The sequence below is a fragment of the Pseudoalteromonas sp. AWH4_217 genome (assembly GCF_056161105.1).
The window spans coordinates 229,002-250,123 of record NZ_JBSWYM010000002.1 but is presented as its reverse complement, the minus strand read 5'-3'; the positions used below and the strand labels follow the sequence as shown (position 1 = coordinate 250,123).

20 protein-coding genes are annotated in these 21,122 nt (G+C 47.9%); 9 read left to right on the top strand and 11 right to left on the bottom strand.

What is annotated here, in order from left to right:
* Positions 1-261: 261 nt before the first annotated feature.
* Positions 262-1,092 (top strand): formyltetrahydrofolate deformylase, encoded by an 831-nt coding sequence (purU, locus tag ACXAH1_RS02860; RefSeq protein ID WP_475193590.1) that lies wholly within the window; start codon positions 262-264, stop codon positions 1,090-1,092.
* A gap of 57 nt (positions 1,093-1,149) precedes the next feature.
* Here the strand turns inward: purU and ACXAH1_RS02855 are convergent, their stop codons facing one another.
* Together ACXAH1_RS02855 and acs are read right to left on the bottom strand one after the other, a co-directional pair.
* Complete coding sequence (locus ACXAH1_RS02855) at positions 1,150-1,803, bottom strand: response regulator transcription factor (protein ID WP_054014446.1); 654 nt, start codon at positions 1,801-1,803, stop codon at positions 1,150-1,152.
* An 86-nt stretch (positions 1,804-1,889) separates the two neighbouring features.
* Entirely contained in the window at positions 1,890-3,827 is a 1,938-nt protein-coding gene (gene acs / locus ACXAH1_RS02850) for an acetate--CoA ligase (protein ID WP_475193587.1), read from the bottom strand.
* 323 nt (positions 3,828-4,150) lie between these two features.
* Between acs and ACXAH1_RS02845 the strand changes: the two genes are divergently transcribed.
* Complete coding sequence (locus ACXAH1_RS02845; protein WP_475193586.1) at positions 4,151-5,329, top strand: DcaP family trimeric outer membrane transporter; 1,179 nt, start codon at positions 4,151-4,153, stop codon at positions 5,327-5,329.
* Between the two features lie 238 nt (positions 5,330-5,567).
* On the opposite strand, the gene ACXAH1_RS02840 is transcribed toward ACXAH1_RS02845, so the two are convergent.
* The 3 genes from ACXAH1_RS02840 to ACXAH1_RS02830 all read right to left on the bottom strand — a co-directional run bounded on the left by ACXAH1_RS02840 (position 5,568) and on the right by ACXAH1_RS02830 (position 8,308).
* Entirely contained in the window at positions 5,568-6,260 is a 693-nt protein-coding gene (locus tag ACXAH1_RS02840; RefSeq protein WP_054014443.1) for a DUF3581 family protein, read from the bottom strand.
* Positions 6,261-6,395: 135 nt separating this feature from the next.
* Positions 6,396-7,040, bottom strand: a complete 645-nt coding sequence (locus ACXAH1_RS02835) for a cytochrome b/b6 domain-containing protein (protein WP_475193585.1) — start codon at positions 7,038-7,040, stop codon at positions 6,396-6,398.
* Between the two features lie 113 nt (positions 7,041-7,153).
* Positions 7,154-8,308, bottom strand: coding sequence for an iron-containing alcohol dehydrogenase (locus ACXAH1_RS02830; protein ID WP_475193582.1), 1,155 nt, complete (start codon positions 8,306-8,308; stop codon positions 7,154-7,156).
* A 152-nt stretch (positions 8,309-8,460) separates the two neighbouring features.
* Between ACXAH1_RS02830 and ACXAH1_RS02825 the strand changes: the two genes are divergently transcribed.
* The 3 genes from ACXAH1_RS02825 (at position 8,461) to ACXAH1_RS02815 (ending at position 10,348) form a co-directional block, all read left to right on the top strand.
* Positions 8,461-9,336, top strand: coding sequence for a LysR family transcriptional regulator (locus ACXAH1_RS02825; protein ID WP_475193581.1), 876 nt, complete (start codon positions 8,461-8,463; stop codon positions 9,334-9,336).
* An 84-nt stretch (positions 9,337-9,420) separates the two neighbouring features.
* Positions 9,421-9,903, top strand: a complete 483-nt coding sequence (locus ACXAH1_RS02820) for a glutathione peroxidase (RefSeq protein WP_475193578.1) — start codon at positions 9,421-9,423, stop codon at positions 9,901-9,903.
* 1 nt (position 9,904) lies between these two features.
* On the top strand, positions 9,905-10,348 hold the full coding sequence (locus ACXAH1_RS02815; protein WP_475193575.1) for a MarR family winged helix-turn-helix transcriptional regulator: 444 nt from the start codon (positions 9,905-9,907) through the stop codon (positions 10,346-10,348).
* Between the two features lie 92 nt (positions 10,349-10,440).
* Here the strand turns inward: ACXAH1_RS02815 and gltX are convergent, their stop codons facing one another.
* The 4 genes from gltX to proB form a co-directional block, all read right to left on the bottom strand.
* Positions 10,441-11,928, bottom strand: a complete 1,488-nt coding sequence (gene gltX, locus ACXAH1_RS02810; protein WP_046005044.1) for a glutamate--tRNA ligase — start codon at positions 11,926-11,928, stop codon at positions 10,441-10,443.
* Positions 11,929-12,029: 101 nt separating this feature from the next.
* A complete protein-coding gene (locus ACXAH1_RS02805) occupies positions 12,030-12,395 on the bottom strand; it encodes a glutaredoxin family protein (protein WP_046005045.1) in 366 nt (121 codons plus the stop codon).
* A gap of 70 nt (positions 12,396-12,465) precedes the next feature.
* Positions 12,466-13,419: a GGDEF domain-containing protein gene (locus ACXAH1_RS02800; RefSeq protein ID WP_475193572.1), complete on the bottom strand. Its 954-nt coding sequence runs from the start codon at positions 13,417-13,419 to the stop codon at positions 12,466-12,468.
* 123 nt (positions 13,420-13,542) lie between these two features.
* A complete protein-coding gene (gene proB, locus ACXAH1_RS02795; protein WP_475193570.1) occupies positions 13,543-14,667 on the bottom strand; it encodes a glutamate 5-kinase in 1,125 nt (374 codons plus the stop codon).
* Between the two features lie 181 nt (positions 14,668-14,848).
* Here proB and ACXAH1_RS02790 point away from each other — a divergent pair, with 181 nt between their 5' ends.
* Positions 14,849-15,052, top strand: a complete 204-nt coding sequence (locus tag ACXAH1_RS02790; RefSeq protein WP_253045907.1) for a hypothetical protein — start codon at positions 14,849-14,851, stop codon at positions 15,050-15,052.
* Positions 15,053-15,070: 18 nt separating this feature from the next.
* Here ACXAH1_RS02790 and ACXAH1_RS02785 read toward each other — a convergent pair whose 3' ends face one another.
* The gene (locus tag ACXAH1_RS02785) at positions 15,071-15,571 is read right to left on the bottom strand and encodes a DUF1543 domain-containing protein (RefSeq protein WP_253045904.1); all 501 of its coding nucleotides are present in this window, start codon (positions 15,569-15,571) and stop codon (positions 15,071-15,073) included.
* Positions 15,572-15,706: 135 nt separating this feature from the next.
* Here ACXAH1_RS02785 and ACXAH1_RS02780 point away from each other — a divergent pair, with 135 nt between their 5' ends.
* Positions 15,707-17,350 (top strand): amidohydrolase, encoded by a 1,644-nt coding sequence (locus ACXAH1_RS02780; RefSeq protein ID WP_475193567.1) that lies wholly within the window; start codon positions 15,707-15,709, stop codon positions 17,348-17,350.
* 52 nt (positions 17,351-17,402) lie between these two features.
* Here the strand turns inward: ACXAH1_RS02780 and ACXAH1_RS02775 are convergent, their stop codons facing one another.
* Positions 17,403-17,633 carry a YgjV family protein gene (locus ACXAH1_RS02775; protein ID WP_253045899.1) on the bottom strand — a complete coding sequence of 77 codons (231 nt, stop codon included), beginning with the start codon at positions 17,631-17,633 and terminating at the stop codon, positions 17,403-17,405.
* A gap of 316 nt (positions 17,634-17,949) precedes the next feature.
* Here ACXAH1_RS02775 and ACXAH1_RS02770 point away from each other — a divergent pair, with 316 nt between their 5' ends.
* Both ACXAH1_RS02770 and ACXAH1_RS02765 read left to right on the top strand, forming a co-directional pair.
* Positions 17,950-18,606, top strand: coding sequence for a Crp/Fnr family transcriptional regulator (locus tag ACXAH1_RS02770; protein ID WP_475193564.1), 657 nt, complete (start codon positions 17,950-17,952; stop codon positions 18,604-18,606).
* A gap of 243 nt (positions 18,607-18,849) precedes the next feature.
* A complete protein-coding gene (locus ACXAH1_RS02765; protein ID WP_475193563.1) occupies positions 18,850-20,793 on the top strand; it encodes a hypothetical protein in 1,944 nt (647 codons plus the stop codon).
* Positions 20,794-21,122 lie beyond the last annotated feature (329 nt).

Genomic DNA, 21,122 nt, shown 5'->3' with positions numbered 1-21,122 from the left:
TGTTATTATCAAGCTTGTCGATACTTTATTGGGCGCTGAATGCGTTACGTCGCCTCAATGACCTTGCGGATGTTGGATATAACAGCATACGTTGCAAACCCCGCAGTTATTCATATAAATTCAACACCAACACTAACACTTATTAACACAAGGAAGCCAGCAACCAGAAAGACCCAGATACGGCGGACTTTTGTCTGGTTGTTTTTTACGCTCAACGGGGTAAGGTGGAAGGTTCATAAAAAGCGCATATGGAATGAGGATATGAGTATTGTTTTAACCACCCAATGTCGTGATGATGTGGGATTAATTGCCAAAGTGACCGGGCTGTGTTTTGAGCATAACCTGAATATAGTCCGTAACAACGAATTTGTAGATAAAGCTGGTGAGCGCTTTTTTATGCGTACAGAACTGACTGGTGATGTCGGTGAACAGTTTTTGCCGCAACTACGCAGTGTGCTGCCAGACGGTGCTCAAGTGCATTTACATGGCAATGAAAAAACCAAAGTGGTGCTGCTTGCCACCAAAGAAGCCCACTGCCTGGGTGGCATGCTGCTAAAACAATACGAAAATGCCTTTAACGTTGAAATTCAGGCGGTGGTAGCCAACTACGATACCCTGAAGCCGCTGGTAGAAGGCTTTGGCGTGCCGTTTCATCTGGTATCACACCAAGGGCTGACACGTGAACAGCATGACGATGCCATGGCTCAGGTCATTGAGCAATACCAGCCCGACTTTATCGGCCTGGCCAAATATATGCGGGTGCTCAGCCCACAGTTTGTTGCCCGTTTTAGCAATCAGATCATTAATATTCACCACTCGTTTTTGCCCGCCTTTATTGGTGCAAAGCCTTACCATCAGGCGTTTGAGCGCGGGGTAAAAATCATTGGTGCGACGGCACACTTCGTCAACGACGAATTAGACGAAGGTCCGATCATCATGCAGGACGTCACTCAGGTGAGTCATGCCGATAGCGCAGAGGCCATGGCGAAAATGGGCCGGGATATTGAAAAAGTGGTGTTCTGTAAAGCCATTCAACTGGCCGCGGAACATAAGCTGTTTATTAATGGCAACAAAACCGTGGTGTTTGCCTAGCATCCAATAAAAACGCCAGCACCTTTGTGCTGGCATTCTATTTCCATGAGGTGACAGTTAGCTCTGACTGTCGAGGGGCTCCAGTTGTAGCTTAGCTGCAATCAATACCGCCTGAGTGCGGTTGTAGACCCCCAGTTTTCGGAATATCGCCGTAATGTGTGCCTTGACCGTCGCCTCTGAGATATTCAGTTCATAAGCAATTTGCTTGTTAAGCAGTCCTTCGTGCAAATATTGCAACACCTTGTATTGTTGTGGTGTCAGTGACGCAATTTGCTGTGCCAGCTGTTTGTCTTCTCCGTCGAGCTCAGCAATCTGATCTTTAAGGCTGGCTGGCAACCAGACATCGCCCTCGAGCACCTGGTTAAGTGCCTCGACAATCTCCTTTGATGAAGACGCCTTGGGAATAAAGCCCATAGCACCATAGCCCATCACTTTAGAGATCACATTGAGGTCTTCACTGCCCGAGACCACCACAATAGGCAAACTCGGATAATCCTCACGGATGCGGATCAGGCCATACAAATCTCCATTGCCCGGCATATGTAAATCCAACAACAGCAGATCCAGCTCGTCCTGTTCGGATAATTGTTGCAACGTTTGCTCGAAGTTTTCAGATTCGAAAATCTCCAACCCGTCAAACTGGTTTTGCAGCGCCCCTTTTAATGCTTCGCGAAACAAAGGGTGATCGTCCGCAATTAAAAACTGGTTCATGCTTGGCTCCTAAAAAATCGGCTGTCATCTCGACAGCCGATATAGTAGGTCAATATTTTGTCATAATTCAAGCGATTAACGCTCAATTAACGGTTTAGTCTGTTTTCGATCAATTCATCGACCACACTTGGGTCAGCCAATGTCGAGGTATCACCCAATTGCTGATATTCATTGGCAGCAATTTTCCGCAAAATACGACGCATGATTTTACCTGAACGTGTCTTCGGCAGACCGGGAGACCATTGGATCATATCCGGTGAGGCAATTGGGCTGAGCTCTTTGCGTACCCAGTTACGCACTTCTTTGGTTAGTTCTTCTGTGACTGCGACACCCTCGTTTGGAGTAACGTACACATAGATCCCCTGACCCTTAATATCGTGCGGGTAACCCACCACGGCTGCTTCCGCAACAGCTTCGTGCGCAACCAGTGCACTTTCAATCTCGGCGGTGCCCAAACGGTGGCCAGAGACATTCAGCACATCATCTACACGGCCCGTGATCCAGTAATAGCCATCTTCATCGCGACGACATCCATCACCGGTAAAGTACACCCCCGGATAGGCTGAAAAATAAGTTTGCTCAAAGCGCTCGTGGTCGCCGTACACAGTCCGCGCCTGAGAAGGCCAGCTATCCAGGATCACCAGATTACCCTCTGTTGCGCCCTCAAGCGTATTGCCCTCAGCGTCAAACAGGGCTGGGGCAATACCAAAGAAAGGACGGGTCGCCGAGCCCGGTTTCATATCCGTTGCCCCTGGCAATGGCGTGATCATAATGCCACCGGTTTCAGTCTGCCACCAAGTGTCCACAATCGGGCACTGGCTGTTACCAATTTTCTCGTAATACCAGCTCCAGGCTTCCGGGTTGATCGGCTCGCCCACCGATCCCATGATCCGCAAACTGGTGCGTTTTGAGCTGGCAATTGGCTCATCGCCTTTCGCCATTAAGGCACGGATAGCAGTCGGTGCCGTATACAGAATGGTGACATTGTGCTTATCCACAACTTCACCAATACGTCCTGAACTTGGATAAGTCGGCACCCCTTCAAAAATAACCTGAGTGCAGCCATTTACCAGCGGGCCATAAGCCATATAACTGTGGCCGGTGATCCAGCCTACATCGGCAGTACACCAGTAAACGTCATCGGCTTTAACATCAAACACATACTCGTGCGTCATGGATGAATACACCAGATAACCCCCTGTGGTATGCACCACCCCTTTTGGCTGGCCTGTTGAGCCGGACGTATAAAGGATGAACAAAGGGTCTTCGGCATTCATTGGCTCTGGCTCGCACTCGCTGGCGACATCTGCCACCAGCTCATGCCACCAGACATCATGCGCTTGCCATTCTACTTCACCACCGGTGAGCTGATGTACAATCACATGTTCAATGCTGACGCCATCCTGGCTGACTGCCTCATCGACATTGGCTTTCAGAGGCACACAGTTGCCGCCGCGACGTCCTTCATCAGACGTGATAACCACTTTGGCGCCTGAGTCTTTGATCCGGTCCGCAATGGCCGATGGCGAGAAGCCACCAAACACAACAGAGTGTACCGCACCGATACGGGCACAGGCCTGCATGGCATAAATCGCCTGAGGTGTCATTGGCATGTAAATGGCTATGCGGTCACCTTTTTCTACACCCAGCTTTTTCAGGCCATTGGCAAGCTTAGCCACTTCATCGTGCAACTGCTGAAAAGTAATGTGCTCACTTTGTGTTGGGTCATCACCTTCCCAGATCAGCGCAACTTTGTCTGCGTTATCTTTGAGGTGGCGGTCGATACAGTTATAAGAGGCGTTGAGCACACCGTCTTCATACCATTTTATGCTGATATGACCTTTGTCAAAAGAAGTGTTCTTTACTTTACTGTAGGGGGTAAACCAGTCAAGGCGCTTTCCGTGCTCGGCCCAGAATGCCTGAGGATCGTCAATGGATTGTTGGTATAGTTTTGTATATTGATCGTTATCTACCAGCGCTGCGCTCCTGATAGCTTCAGGAACCGGATAAATGCTCTGTGACATAGTCATCTCCATGTTGATTTTTGGCCAGACGGCGATGCACCAAGGATCGCCCACTCTTTTTATATTAAGTATTAGACCTTAGTTGTACTTGCACCCATATTGCAAACATAGTAGATAAGAGTGCTCCTTCTCAAGGTGTGCTGCCAGTACAAGTACCGCAATCCATACACCCCCTCCATCCACATCCCACCTTAGTCGTATAGACCAAAGGTTAATTGAGTAAAAAGCCGCCATCAACAACATTGAAGGGTAAGAGGCACATTCGCTGATCTCCGCCGGGGCATGTCTGCGCAACCCGGAGCAATGCAAACAGGAATTCAACTATGACAACAGCAAAAAAAAATCATTTAACGCTCAGCGCTCTGGCTGTGCAAAGTGCACTACTAAGCGGCCTGTTCGTTTCCAGTGTCAACGCAGCAGAACTGGGTAGTACCGAAGTAAAATATGGTGGATACATAAAACTGGATGCCATCTGGAGCGACTTTTCTGATGGTAGCTTGCCTTCTCAGCACATTGGCCGAGACTTCTATATCCCCGGTACAACACCGGTCAGTGGTGGCGAGACCAAAGATGCAGTATTTGATATGCATGCTCGCCAGTCTCGATTTAACTTTGCAACGGATACTAAGCTGGATGACGGCAGCAGTATTCAAACCAAAATAGAGCTGGACTTTATCGCTTCTACGGGCGGTAACGAACGGGTGACGAACTCATACTCCCCTCGGATCCGCCAAGCCTATGTAACCTATAAAGGCTGGTTGTTTGGTCAGGCCTGGTCCAACTTCCAAAACGTCGGTGCATTACCTGAAACTCTGGACTTTGTCGGTCCGGCTGATGGTACTGTGTTCGTGCGCCAGGCCATGGCTAAGTACACAATTGGTAACTGGTCCTTCTCGGCAGAAAACCCGGAAAGCACCATCACCTCGGAAGGCGGAGCCCGTGTTGTTACCGATGATGCCAGTATGCCCGACTTTACCGCCCGTTATACCTATAAAGCGGACTGGGGTCATCTGGTGGTCGCCGCGTTAGGCCGTGAGCTGACCTATAAAGTTGCGACGGCTGATGAAAGCGAAACCTCTTTCGGCATCAGTGCGTCCGGTCGGGTCAACTTTGGTAAGAATAACCTTAAATTTATGCTGACTCAGGGTCAGGGGTTAGGTCGTTATGTGGGTCTCAATGCGGCACACGGTGCAGTCTATGATGGCCAAGCGTTACACGCGATTGACTCGACGTCAGGCTTTGTTGCATACCAGCATTACTGGAATCCACAATGGCGCTCTACCTTCCTTTATTCGTTCTTCTCAGCAGACAATGACAAAGATCTCTTAGGCGTCACCGTAGATCCTACAGAGTCTACCACCAGCTATAGCGCAAACATTCTTTACTCGCCAGTGAAGAAACTGACTTTTGGCGCAGAATATAAGGTCGCAACCCGAGAAACCGAAAGCGGTGCTAAAGGGGATCTGGACCGACTGCAATTCTCCGTGAAATATGTTTTTTAATACCAATTTGCTTAATTAAGTGTTCTATTTTGAGGCGAGAAAATAGGGTCGATAACCAGGCGAAAATTTGCGAACTTATACCTTAGGTAAAGGTTCTAAATAAGAAGTTTTCAACGCCGTTAGCGCCATATTTGCTCCTTCAAATTGAACAGGTATTAAGTGAAATTGGTATAAACTCCCGTAGCAAAAAGCCCGCAGCAGCGGGCTTTTTATTTTGTTTGTGCCTTGTCGAGCGAGCTTATAAGGTCGCTTTACGCTCGTTGTAATACTCAATCAGCTTATCTACGGCTTCCTGACAATATTCACGCACGCCTGCAACCACCATATGTTTCTCGCCCTGGCCAACTTGCTCATCACCATGGAACAGGTTGAATCGCAGTACAATTTTTCCGCGCTTGCCTTCAAAGGTAAACTCAGGCTCTGCTGGCTGAAGTGAAACTTCTTCAATATCCAGTCTGTCCAGGTGGATGGACATAGATTCATAGATCACCATGGGACGAGCCGGGTTAATCATCACATCCTGCTTTGCCATCAGTGGAATAATCACATGAGGAAAGGTGGTTCCAGAGAACTCGACGTAGTTTCTGATCAGGCTAGAGGTCAAACTTTCGCATTGCTTGCGCTCACCATCTCGCTTTACAGACAGCATGACCTTATCCTCTGAGGTGATATCAAAGGCATCGCTCAGTGGTGGAAATTGCAGGCGACTGGTTTCATCCACCATGCCCACAAAGTCAAAGTGCATATTCTCACTTACACCGTAGCGTTCAAGCACTAACGAGAACAGCAAGTCACCCGGTACACAGAATTTCTTAGCATCGACATCGTGCAAAGGGTTAAAGTCATCCGCCACCTGTTTAGCAAACTGGCTGGCCTGCTCGCGGCTAATCGCCACGCTATCCATTTCTTGCTGGTAATAAGGAGTTAGCATAATTCACTTCTGTATTGCTTTAAAACCGCGCTATGTTAGCAGAATTATGACTCTGAGAGGTCATATCTGTTTAACTTTCCTGAAAAGGACGCTTTAAGTTATTAAAAGTTTAGCCTTTGCAGTAACTTAACTAAATTAAAATAAAGCCATCAGTGGCTCATAGCCCCATGTGAACAACAACACCGCGCTCAGCGCGACAAAAATTACATAGGCAATCAGCCCGCTGCGCATAGCAGGAGCAGATGATACAGGCTCTGCTGTTTTGCCCGTCAACAATGGCTTAACCAGATTCTTGCCTCTCAATCGGTAAATCACAATCGCACTAATGTGGACGGCAATGGCAATTAATAAAATATCGATATTGGTATGATGAATATCTCCGGCAAGCTCGGCCCAGCTATAAGGGACATGCGCCACCAGCGGTCCTTCGACCAAAATATCATCCGTTGTAAACAAACCAGAAATGAGCTGCACACTGATTAAGACAAAAAAGGCAAGTACCATCAGGCTGCCAGCCGGGTTATGACCAACATAGGACGCTGACGCTTTTAACGAAGCCAAAATCGCTTTAGGTGAATGGAATAAGCTACTGAGTTTTGCCGTCTGACTACCGATGATCCCCCAGATCAAACGTGTTGCCATGAGCGCCAGTAACACATATCCGGTTACAAAGTGGATCTCCAGCCAACCTTCCTCGCCGCTGAAATACAGCACAGCGATACCGATGACCAGTAACCAGTGAAAGCCACGTATGAATCCATCCCAAACTTTAGTTGCCATTTTACTACCCCGAGTGATTTTGCTTTTAACCTTCGCAGAGTATCACAGGCAGGTAAAATACGTGAAGACAGGGCGATGATTTGCGCTCACCGCCCCAAACTGTGAGATTAACCTTACAGGCACGCTTGCAAGATGGCGCGTGATTTCGCCAGGTCAACCTGCTGATGTTCACCCAGGGCAACCATGCCGTGACGTTCAAGCTGTGCCACGATTTTATCGGCTGCATCTGCGCCTACACCATAGTCACTCAAGCGGGTTTTCATGCCCAGAGACTGGAAAAAGGCTTCTGTTTTCTCAATGGCCTGGTCAATGGCCTGATCTTCATCGCCGATTTCTAACCCCATGACACGCTCGGCGTATTGCAGCAGTTTGCCGCGCTTAGCATCGCGCTGTTCATGCATCATGCGTGGTAACACAACCGCCAGTGTCTGAGCATGATCTAAGCCGTAAACCGCAGTCAGTTCATGACCAATCATATGTGTACCCCAGTCCTGCGGCACGCCTGAACCGATCAGGCCATTAAGCGCCATGGTTGCTGACCACATTACATTGGCACGGACTTTATAATCCACTTGCTCAGAGAACAACTTAGGCCCCTCTTCCATTAAAGTCAGCAACAGGCCTTCGGCAAACCGGTCTTGTACTTTTGCATCAATGGGGTAAGTCAGGTATTGCTCCATGACATGGACAAACGGGTCGACCACGCCATTGATAAGCTGGCGCTCAGGCAGTGAGGCCATGACCTGAGGGTCCAATACCGCAAACTTGGGCTGCACCTTTGGCGACGCAAATGGCAGTTTGTCATTAGTTTCTTTGTTAGAGACCACACTGAAGCTGTTCGACTCCGAGCCAGTTGCAGGCAGGGTTAATACAACACCCAAATCCAGTGCAGACTTTATTTCAGCGCCTTTGGCAAGAATATCCCATGGCTCACCATCAAACTCAGCCGCCGCAGCAATGAACTTGCTACCATCAATGACCGAGCCACCGCCCACAGCCAGCAAATAGGTATAGCCTTCCTGACGGATCAACTCCACCGCCTGCATGCAGGTCTGATAGCTGGGATTTGGCTCAATGCCACTGAACTCGCCCCAGTTGTGGTTGGCCAGTGCCTCACTCACCTGCTGGTAAATCCCGTTACTTTTAATACTGCCGCCGCCATAGATGACTAATACTTTGGCATCCGCTGGAATACTGTCGGACATTGCCCCTATCTGACCTTCTCCGAATAGGATCTGCGTTGGATTGTGAAAACTGAAATTCAACATGCTCTGTTCCTGTTAATTTGTGACTCGATATTAAACGACCTTCAGTCTAGCCTGCCTGCGGGTGAGGATCATTAGTTGGCTGGCAAATTAATTTTGCCATACAGCAACAATGCAAATATTATATTGCCATTACTTGCACTGGAGAGATAAAAATGTGGCAGGGTCTGGATATCTTTCTCGCCGTTGTAGAACATGGCAGCTTTAGCCGGGCCGCGCTGGCGCTGGATGTATCAACCTCTCATGTCAGTCGTCAGATCCAGCAGCTGGAACAACGACTGGGCACCTTATTACTGCAACGCACAACACGCAGTATTAACCTAACCGATGCGGGCAAGCACTATGCCGCCAGGCTCAAGCTGATCCAGCAGGAGCTTAGCGAAGCCAATGATCAGCTGCTCGGTGGCCAACAGATCCCCAAAGGGCACATACGTATTACCGGTGCCGGAGATTTTGTGGCCAACAGCGTTGCCCCGGTGATAGCAGAGTTTTGTCTTCAATATCCGGAAGTCACCGTAGAAATTGATTTTAATAACCGCAATGTCGATTTGGTTGAGGATGGCTTTGACCTGGCCATTCGCTTTGGCCGAATGCGCGACTCCAGTCTGATAGCCCGAAAACTCACCCCCAGACCCATGACTTTGGTTGCCAGCTCTGACTATCTTAATCAACACCCGGCACCCACACACCCCCACGAGCTGAGTCAGCACAACTGCCTGCTGGCAGCTAATAACCGCTGGCGCTTTACCATCGACGACAACATTGAGGAAGTCAAAGTCAGCGGGAACTGGCGGACCAATCACCCGCACGCGCTGTTACAGGCCTGCCTGCAAGGTCTTGGCATTTCACACCTGGCGCGCGATATTGTTGAACCGCATCTTGCTTCGGGCGCGCTGCTCACCCTGCTGGATGAGTTTCAGGTCACGGACAATGCCTCCTGGCTGGTTTACCCTCGTAAAGATTTGATGCCGTATCGAGTGCGCTTACTCATTGATTTTCTGTTAGATCGCTTTAATACATCGATTGACTAAGGAAATCCGGCCGGATAAAACTTGATCTATTCGCAGTGTTATACTAAATTAAATCGTACACGATATAGTCACAAGAGATTTAAAATGAACAAACTATACGAGTTCAGTGCTAATACATTGCAAGGACAGCCCTTTGAATTTAGCTCATTGCAAGGCAAGGTTGTGTTGGTTGTTAATACCGCCAGCCAGTGTGGACTGACACCTCAGTACGAAGGGCTTCAGGCGCTGCATGAGCAGTACGGGTCGCAGGGCCTTACCATTATAGGCTTTCCCTGTAACCAGTTTGGTCAACAGGAACCTGGCAGTGCTACTGAGATACAACAGGGCTGTCTGATAAACTACGGGGTTGATTTTCAGATGATGGAGAAAATTGAGGTCAATGGAGACAATGCCCACCCATTGTATGGCTACCTGAAAGACGCTCTGCCCGGTTTGTTCGGTAACAAAATCAAGTGGAACTTCACCAAGTTTTTGCTGGGTAAAGACGGTCAGCCATTGGCACGCTATGCGCCAACCACAAAACCTGAGAAAATAAGCAAAGATATTGAAAAAGCATTAAGTGCATAAAATGAAAGAACAGCCGACGCAATTGCGTCTGGACAACCAACTATGTTTTAGCTTGTATGCCGCATCACGTCAGGTCACACGGCTCTATCAACCCTTGTTGAAAGCCCATGGCCTCACCTATCCACAGTACATAGTCCTGATGATCCTGTGGCAACAGGACGGGTTATTAGTAGGAGAGATAGGCAAGCGAGCACAGCTGAACAGCAACACGCTCACCCCATTGCTCAAACGACTGGCACAACAGGAGTTGGTGACACGGGTGCGCTCTGAACGTGATGAACGCCAGTGCCATATCTATCTGACCGATGCAGGTAAAGCACTGGAGGCCGTCTGTAGCTGTATTCCCCAGCAGATGCTGGCACAGACCAATATGCCAATGGCAGATCTGCAACAGCTTAAGGCACTGCTGGATACCTTTTTAAGTAGCCAGCTCAGTGATAATTAGGCAATAAAAAAGGCTGAACCAGAGTTCAGCCTTTTTTTCCATGCACATCATTAAGCCCCGACATTATGGGGTTAATATGAGGCAGGACCCCATTACCCGATGCTGGGGTATTCGCGGTATGCTTTCTCAAGCTTCTTAGCTTGTTTCTTAGACACACCCAGGTGGTTCAGTGCCACACGTAAACGCGCACGCGACAAGTCTGAACCAAGAATTTCCATGGCATCAACCACTGAAGTCGATGAGGTTTTGCCAGTAATAGCAACGAAAATTGGTTCCAGGAAGTCTTTGATCTTCAGCTCATGGAAAGTCGCCACCGATTTAGCCACCGCAAAGACTTCACTCTTGTTCCACTGACGCAGCTTATCCAGCTCCCAGATGAAAAATTGCAGTGCCTGACGTACCGTTTCTTCCTCCGCCTTACCAGCGGTCAGTAGCGCAGGATCATACTCAGGAATTCCACCCACAAAGTGACCGGCAAGGCCTACCAGATCTGACAAAGTGTTAATGCGAGTCTTGGCTTCAGGCAACACACGCGCCAGCATCTGACCATTCAGTTTCCAGTCAACGAAGCGTTCAATTAGTTGCTCGTCACTTAGATCTTCACGGATCCATAGACCATTCAACCAGCTCAGCTTATCGATATCAAATACCGGTCCACCCAGAGACACACGCTTCATGTCGAAGTGTTCAATCATCTCGGCCAGAGTAAACTTCTCGCGCTCATCCGGCATAGACCAACCCATACGGCCCAGGTAGTTCAGCACGGCTTCAGGCAGGTAACCCATTTCTTTGTAGTAGTTAATAGAAGTTGGGTTCTTACGCTTAGACAGCTTAGACTTATCTGGGTTACGCAGCAGTGGCAGGTGGCCCAGTACTGGCGCCTGCCAGCCAAAGTCTTCGTACAGCTTCAGCAGCTTAGGCGCTGAGTTGATCCACTCTTCACCACGGAAGATATGGCTGATCTGCATGTGGTGATCGTCAACCACATTGGCCAGGAAATACGTCGGAAACCCGTCCGCTTTTAGCAGCACTTGCATATCAACGTTTTCCCACGGGATCTCAATCTCACCGCGCAAGTAGTCGTTAAACTTAAAGCTGCCTTCTTCGGGGATCATCATACGGATCACGTAAGGCTTACCTGCATCCAGATTTGCCTGAATTTCTTCCTGACTCAGCTTCAATCCACGACCGTCATACTTAGGGCGTAACCCTTCAGCCATTTGCTGCTCGCGCATTTCGTCCAGCTCTTGCGCCGTTGCGAAGCAGTAGAACGCCTTGCCTTCTTCCACCAGCTGATGAGCATACTTTTTATATAAATCGCTGCGTTCAGACTGACGGTAAGGGCCGAATTCACCGCCCACATCCGGTCCGTGATCCCACTCAAGACCCAACCAGCGCAAGCTGTCCATAATCGCCTGCTCTGATTCCGGGGTACTTCTTTGCTGATCGGTATCTTCGATACGCAGCACGAATTCACCGCCTTGCTGCTTGGCAAAACAGTAGTTGAATAACGCAATATAGGCCGTGCCTAAGTGGGGATCGCCCGTCGGTGACGGGGCAACACGCGTACGGATAGTCATGTTTTTTCTCTTAAATTGTGTCTAATGAGGTCATGGGGCTAATGCTAGCATAGCCCCTTGTGCGGGCAAACTATTGCAACACAGTTTACCGGATGTGGTGATTAAGCTGCCTGTTCAAGCTTTTGCAAATACGCCACAATGTCGTTCGATTCATACAACCAGGTCACCTGGTTTTGTTCTTCAATGCGAAGACAAGGCACCTTAATTTTACCGCCCTGCTCTTGCAGCTCCTGACGATATACCTGATTATTCATCGCATCACGGGTTTCCAGCTTCAGCCCTTCGCGCTTAGCGGCACGGCGTACCTTGACGCAAAACGGGCAGCCCTTGAACTGATACAACTTCAGCTTAGCAGTTTGCGCATCCAACTTCGCCTGTGCATCTGCCGGGCGTTTTTTACTGCGCGGGGTAAAGATAAAATCAAACACTAAGATCAGACTGCCAAGCAGCATACGGATTAATTTCATAGTTAGACTCCAGGATTTTCATGGCGCGTAGAATACCACAAACTTCCCAGATAAGTTGGTACATATTGGCTTAAAAAAGTTCGATATCTGAGCTTACTACCTGTTCAGATTCAAGCCCCAGAGCACCGAAAAAGACAACTTTATTCCGGCCATGCTGCTTGGCGTGATAGAGCGCCCTGTCTGCCTGGTTAACTAACTCAGAGACTTGCATCACGTCCGTGACTTCGGTGTAACCTCCACTCAGCGTGACAGTCTTTACCTGAGGAAACGTAGCCTGGCCTACGACATCGCGCACCCTGTCCAACAATGACAGCGCCTCTGTATCTGAATGTGCCTGAAACAGAATGGCAAACTCCTCTCCACCGTAACGAAAGACATAGTCTTCCGCGCGAAAATTGTCTTTGAGGTATTGTGCAGTCAGCAAGATCACTTCATCACCAATGACATGGCCGAAGGAGTCATTCACACGCTTAAAGTGGTCGATATCAAACAGCGCCAGATACCAATTGCGCACATTATGTGCTTCCCTTGGCTTTAAAAAACCCTGCCCTGATGCTATCTGAAGCACTCTTTCATCGAACGTTTGCCTGTTGAGTAACTGAGATAAAGGGTCAATTCTGGCCAGTGCCAACGTATGCCACTGATGAAAAAACACATTCATCAGGTGTGCCGTCAGGTTACAGTTGGCTGGGGTGAGCGCCTCGTAGACCCAAAGTAAGCCAATAACCTGGTCGTCAAGTCGCAAAGGCATACAGGTGTAGGATTTGCTGATCAACGCGGGCTTGCCTCTGCACAACTGCGCTTTTTCCAGCATATCTTCTAATGCCAGCGCCTGTTCCACATGCTGTTGATAAACCAGCTTCAGGGACTCTTTGCGCGACAAACTGGGCCGAATAAAAAAGCTCAGCGCCGAATCTGGCAGCAAAGATGCCAGAATGTCACAAAACTGCTGATACAACGCCTGCTCTTCTTTGAGCTGCAATAAGCTGATGGTGTATTCGTGTCCGCAAGTGGATGTAGTCACGTGGTTGCCCGGTGATCAGATTCACTCTAAAGATTAGCGTTTATTTACCAGCTTTCAATAATCCCTTGCAAACATGCCTGCGCAATGAACCTTGTGCAATTGACGCAGGCGGAGGGTGAAGTCTTAAACTGAACCGGCATACACATCCAATAACACCAAGTCATCGCGGTGCACAACAACGTTGGACGCAGGGTAGCCCAGTGTCAAGGGGATCTCACTGCTGTGCAAGCGTTTAATTTGATCCATTTCCTGATGATCAAATGCCACTAACCCTTTTGCTACCAGCTGACTATCCAGGTCTCGTATTTCTATCACATCACCGCGAGAAAACTCTCCTCCGGTAGCAACTACCCCTTTGGCCAGCAAGCTTGCCCCCTGGTGCGAAATGGCCGCCACCGCGCCGGGATCACATTGTATATACCCCGTTGATTTAGGACCTGAAAGCAGCCATTTTTTACGTCCCTCCAGGGGCGCATCAAAGCGAACAAAGGTCGTACTTTCTGCCGTGCCTGCCATTACCTGTTCGATTACCTGCGGCTCAGCACCTTTAGCAATAATGGTCTCGATACCGGCACGTTGTGCTGTACGCGCAGCTTCGAGTTTTGTATACATGCCACCTGTGCCCAGCTTGCTACCCGCGCCTCCTGCTAATGCCATTAAAGACTGGTCGATAAACTCGACTTCCGAGATCAGCGTGGCAGTAGGGTTGCTACGAGGGTCGGCGGTGAACAAACCCGGCTGATCCGTCAACAGCATAAGCTTATCAGCGTTGGCCAGAATAGCCACGAGCGCTGACAAGTTGTCATTATCACCGACTTTAATTTCAGATGTGGCAACGGCATCATTTTCGTTCACAATGGGGATCACCTGATGTTTTAACAACTGAGTGATAGTATCCCGAGCATTGAGGTACCGCTCCCGATCTTCAACATCTGCGCGGGTAAGCAACAGCTGAGCCACAGGCTGATCATACAAGGAAAACAACGACTGCCACAGATGGATAAGCTGACCCTGACCAATGGCGGCCAGCATCTGTTTCTCTGCAATCGAAACACCCACACTGTGTGCGACAGCATCTCTTCCGGCTGCGACTGCACCACTGGACACCAGCACGGGTAAATACCCCTGTTGTTTTAGTGCCATACACTGGGTGACGATATCGACCATGCGCGGCTTGTTTAGCTTATCGGTACCTGCTGTTAATACACTGGTACCCAGCTTGATCACTACTACCTTACTTTTTTTCATTCCTCATTCCTTCACTGTACAAATGACAGGCATTGAGCCCTGTTATAACACGAAGGTGGACGCAAAAAAAATCGGTGACCTTAAAAAGCGCTGGATCAAAGAAAGGCCCACTATCGCTTGCGTTGTAAGGCTAACTCGTTTAAAAAGCCAGTGACATTAAGTATTGAATGGGGCTGACACCATGAGCAAACCAAATAAAGAACTGAAAATGCTACCTTTACTCTTTATAAGTATCGCACTGTGTATTGGTGGGCATTTTATTTTGCAGCCCAACTACCAAGATAGCCACATCGCAGAGTATGCCTTAGCGGCCCTGCCTTTTCTGATGTTTGCCATCGTCATTATCGCCATAAAAATCGCTATCAAAGCAGATAAAGAGGACTGAATAACGGGGCTTTGACGGTCACAGTTTGTGATAACCAAACCATTGTGGGGCAAGCGATTGTGACTGGCCACTGGGTGTCAGACGAACATAGTGCTGGCCATCAATGAGATCTAACATCATACAGTCGTCTACCTCATACAAATCATCTTTATGGCGCAATTCCACCTGAGGCAGCAAAGTGTCTAAAGCACGTGCCTTTGCAGCCTGTGCTGAAGGTGCAACAAACAACCCAAATGCATGCTGCTCTGCCAAAGTGTCGCGCTGATATCCACCCAGATTAACGAAATAAAGGTTAGGCTGTTGTGCAGGCGGTTCGCTGACCAAATCCACCTGATATCCATCGATATGCTGAAGGGCAACATAGCTGTCCATATGTACTTTGTCCTTGTCCCCAACCCATTGTTGCTTCAGGGCGCTAAAGGTTTCTTCGATACGCTCACCAACAACAAAACGTATGTCGTGCATTTCAATATGACAGCCACTCAACCGCCCGCCCAGGTACACCATAAATAACTGCATGTCTGACCCCATTAACTGTATTTGCCATCATTTTATAGTAACACAGTCACTTTTTGGTCTCAGTTCGATGTCTTTTTAAGAGAAAATACGGTATTGGTGGATAAACGAATAAAATAACACAAGGAAAACCCTGTCATGATCCGGTTAATTTACCTGGCACTGTTCTTGTTCAGTGGGATCAGCATGGCTCAGTTCACACTGATACACAATGTCAACGGCTACACACCAACCCGAAGCGGAGAAATCAACACCTTTTCCACCCTGGTTATCAAAGATGGTAAAGTCGTCAGAACCGGCGACAAAGAACTGGCTAACCAGTACCCAAAAGCCAGTAAATTTAATGGACAGGGAATGGCTTTACTGCCCGGTCTGATTGATGCGCATGGCCATGTTATTGGACTGGGAAATAACCTCTCCCGACTTGATATTCGTGAAGCAGGTTCAGTCGAAGAAGTCGGCAAATTATTAGCCGCTTTCAGCAAAGAAAACCCCAAAGGCTGGATCCTGGGACGAGGCTGGGATCAAACTCGCTGGACACCCAGTACATTTCCAACGGCTGAGGATCTGGATAGATTTGTCAAAGACAGACCTGTTGTGCTTACTCGTGTTGATGGACACGCAATCTGGGTGAATAGTCAAGCCATGGCGCTGGCCGGGATTGACGCCCAGAGTCAATCTCCCGCTGGCGGAGAGATCATTCGCCACGCTTCAGGCAACCCAACTGGTGTATTTATCGATAAAGCTGAAAGCCTGATAAGAAAATACATCCCCCCTACTTCATCTGCACACTTAAGTCAGTCTCTGAATAAAGCCGGCGCACATCTGCTCAGCCTGGGGATTACCAGTGCGCACGATGCGGGCATAGGCAAACAAACCTGGAAGCTGTACCGAAGCCGCGCAGAATCCCAAACCTTACCACTGCGCATCTATGCCATGCTCAGCGCAGCGGATCCGCAGCTGGATAGTATGCTGCAAGCCGGTGTCTACAAAGATAAACGTGACATGCTTTCTATCCGCAGTGTCAAAATCTATGCAGATGGAGCATTAGGCAGCCGTGGGGCTGCGCTGCTCAAAGATTATAAAGACCGTCAGGGATATCGGGGACTGATGCTTGAGCAACCCCAGCACCTGGAACAACTTATTTCACAGGCAGTCAGGCATGGTTTCAGTGCACATACTCATGCAATAGGTGACCGAGCCAACCGTTTGGTGTTGGATAGCTACGAGAAAGTCTTTAAAACAACCGGCGGGAAACTGTTAAGGAATCGGATCGAGCATGCCCAGATCATTGAACCGGGCGATATTCCCCGCTTCAAAGCACTGGACATTATTCCGTCAATGCAGCCTGTCCATGCAACATCGGATATGCACATGGCTGAGCAGAGGCTCACCGACGAGCAATTACAAGGTGCCTATGCGTGGCAAACTTTCTTGCAGCAAGGTAGTAAAGTTGCAGCAGGGTCAGACTTTCCCGTTGAACTGGCTAATCCTTTCCATGGTCTGCATGCAGCCGTTACCCGTATGAATGCCCAACAATACCCACAACAAGGCTGGCGCAATCACGAACGACTAACCCGTAAGCAAGCCTTGCAGGCATTCACTCTCGATGCAGCTTACGCTGCTTTTCAGGAATTCAAATTAGGCAGTCTGGAGCAGGGGAAATGGGCTGATTTTATCTTACTGGACAAAGATTATTTTAAAGTGCCGGAGCAGGAAATAAGAGATATTCAGGTCATGCAAACCTGGATTGCAGGTCAGTTACGTTATTCGAAAGATTAATTGATGATGATAAAATAAATACACAGCGCGGTCGTGTAACCGCGCTCGCTCTTTATGACTGAGGACTGTTATCTGCCTTGTGCAGCTTAGCCAGATGATAAATGTTCACCAGTGCCAACAAACCATTGGTTAAGGCAACGGGCCAGGCCGTGATCATCACCCCATATATGGTGAAACATATACACCCTGCGAGGTTGAACCAACGTAATTTAACCACATTGGACATCATCAGAGAAATGACTAAAAAAGCAGACGCAACATAACCTAAAAGTTCCCAAGTCATTTGTTCTCTCCTCGCAAGTGAGTTAGCATTATTCAGTGTAGACGCCAAGGCTCAGAATGCTGGATAATGATATCAGCTTAGCTGGCGTCGGCCTGCGTTAATAACAACCGCGGTTGCCATCAGCACAGGCTACACGAATAAAAAGGCTAACTCACTAAACCCCACAGAAATTAGGACCTGAAATAAGCTCTAACACGGGAACGGGGGTGAAAAGCACTTAGCCTCTCAATCGGGTGAGTTAGCGTGAAACCGATAAGTGTCATGCTATCTTCATAACAAATTAATAAATAGGACAATTGTCCGAAGAGCCATCCAGATGTTTCAATATCATTTTTCAACCACTTTGGTGGAACAGCTGCTCAGTTTTGCAGGAAACAGTTTTCAGCACACAAAAAAAGAAGTGCTAATCCATCAGGATGAGCCACTCACAAAGCTGATTCTGGTGAGAAGTGGTACGGTGTCTTTCAGTTACGATGTCGGTAATGGTCGGCGCCTGTTGCTTGGCCAGCTGGACTGCAATAATACTTTGATAGGTGAAATTGAAGCGCTCAATAATCAACCCTGTATATACACTGTAACGTGTCTTAATGATGTCCAATATAATTTGATTGAACTCAAACATTGGCGACAACTATTGCTTTCTCAGCCTGAATTGAGCCTGTATACCGCACAAACCATTGCAGCAAAATTCACTGAGAACCAAAAAATAAACCTGGATAAATTGTTACTGCCATTAAGCTACAATATTGCTAAAGATTGTCTGCTCAGAGCCGAAAACAATCATCCAGCATTGTTACGTGCCTATTCAACGGTCAGTGCTGAAGCTGAACGGTTCGCCACAACTGAGCGCGCATACCGTCGAGTCGTTACTGAGCTTGTTGAAAAAGGGTTAATTGTAAGAACACCAGACGGCTTGAAGCCGGTTGACCTGACTAAATTGCAAGCATTTATAGACGCATTTGCACAAATTTAATCGTTCATTATTCTTCAGAAAAATGGATTATTAACACATATGGCGTAATAACTCAAAAGTACATCAGTAGGTTATTATTTTATGTGAAATTTTGGATAAAGTTCGAGCACTTCACTTGACGAAAAATTAATGTCGGCTTATCCTCTAAACACTAATTTGCATGCGGGGCAAGGCTCTCTTACATCTGCAAGGCATTAGTGACTACTCTCAGTTTACTTGGATTTAAAGGAAAAGGTAAAAATCATGGGAAACAAACAATTCAAACTAACTAAACTTGCCCTAGCATTGGGTTTATCAGTTAGTTTAGCAGGCTGCTTTAGCGACAATGACAATAACGTTGATATCAAGCCGCCACCGGAAGACAAAACAGTTGCAGTTTTACCTGGCGACATTGTTGTTGAAAAGCAAGCGGGTTCTTTCTCAATCGTAGTTACAGACTCCAAAGGTGTGCCACTGAGCGACGAAGTTAGTGCTACTATCAAATTCACTGGCAACAACGCTGCGAGCATCCTGAACACTGCGGGCGAAGCACTGACAGACGAAGATAAAGCAGCAACAGGCGGTTCATTTGCATTTACTGTAAATGCAATTCCTGCTGACGGCCTGTCTTTTGATTTCGTGATCACAGCTGACGGCTTCCTTTCGAATTCAGGTACTGTTGAACTGACAAGCACAGATGCAGACGTTGCTGATCAGGTTCGTCTAACCGCTCGCACTCTTGAGCAAGCAGATAACGCAGCACCTATCATTGCGACTACAAGCACACTTGCTAACCTTGCTGGCGATGGTGTAACAACGTCCTATACTGCTGCAGGCGGTCTGGCTCTTGAAGGTGCGGATAGCATCACTCTAACCAAAGATCTTGACGCAGCTAAGAACACTAACAAAGCAGCCGGTGGTGTATCGGTTACTTTGAATAACGGTACTAAGTTCCGTGACAAAGATAATAAAGAGCTTGAATCAGTTCCAACTCTGACTGTTGCTTACTTCGGTAACGAAGCGACTCGTTCAACTTCTGAAGCTGACGATGCTGCTACACAAGAGTCTTCTCTTGATGCTTTCCCTGGCGGCCTTGGCCTGACAGTCTCTGAAGACGAAACAACTAGTCGTGAAGGTTCATTCGCTACTGGTGGTTTTGTTGCAATCGAGCTAGTTGATGACAACGGCACTAAAGTTGACAACTTCGCTGATGGTGACATCAAAGTTGCAATGAAAGTTGACAAAAACACGTCAAACACCTGTCCGATGACTTTTGACGGCGACGCATCTGATGCAGCAGCAGTTAAAGCGGCAGCTGAAGCAGGCATGTTCAAAAACGGTGTATGTACTCAAGCTGTTGCACCACGTCAAATCGCAGTGAATGACATCTTCCCTGTGTGGAGCTACGACGAAGATGCAGGTAAGTGGTCTTTCGAAAGCTATGGTGTAGTTAAAGCAGATGCAAACGCAGAAGCAACAACACACAACGTAGCGGTATCGGTTAACCACCTGTCTTACTGGAACCTGGATTTCTTCACTTACATCCTGGATGCTGAAAAGTGTACTAACCGTCGCCTAAGCTTCGACATCAAGGATTCAAACGGCAATGACAGCCAGGTATATGCAGATGTACTGGTTGAAGCTAACAGCTACCGTCTATTGATTGGCGCATACAACCGTACCAATCTTGCAAAAGGTACTTTCAGAAACCCACCTTCATTCCCAGTTAAACTGAAAATGATGAAAGACGGTGTGAACATTCTGGATGGTGTCACGCTTGCTGATGGTACAACAACGCTTAACCTAGATGATGATGGTGCAGCATCAGGTGTACAATTCACTAACCTGTGTGACCTTAATGGCGGTACTCTACAGCTGACTACAGCGCCTGCTACTAACATTGTTAAGCCACTAACACCTCAGTTTGTGTGTGCAAGCAATAATGCAGACGAGCAGCCAACACCTATCTCTACACCAACTATCGCTCAGCTGTTCCGCGGTGGTCGCTTCGTTAAGACTTTCTACCCTTCAGGTCAGTTTGAAGTAAGCCTGGAGAGTGGTGATTCGGCGGCTTACACAGTTCGTTATAAGAACCCGAACAACAACACTTGGTTCACTCAGGCCATTGAAGCTAACACAACAGCTGCAACGCTTGATATTCCAGTTACTTGTACTGTTCAGACCATAACTGGTACTGGCGGTAGCTAATTACTAGAGTAAACTGAATTAAAGCCGCGTTTACGCGGCTTTTTTATTATCTCTGCCATAATATCAATTTCATGCAAAGCTTGTTCAACTTGAGCCAGCAAGTATGGCTAAAAAATTTCTTTTTTATAATCTATGCCTTAGGGCAAGCTCGCAGTTTTATTCCCTTCTTTATCGATCTAATTGTCTCAGCGGCATGGACGCATCATCAGCCTTCTCTTTTCTCAGAATAGAACTCTCAATCGTTCAAACTGGTACAACTCGTACGATTGTGGTCGCTAAAAAGGATGTGAGAAAATCGCAACGATACTCAGACAAAATCCTATCATCAC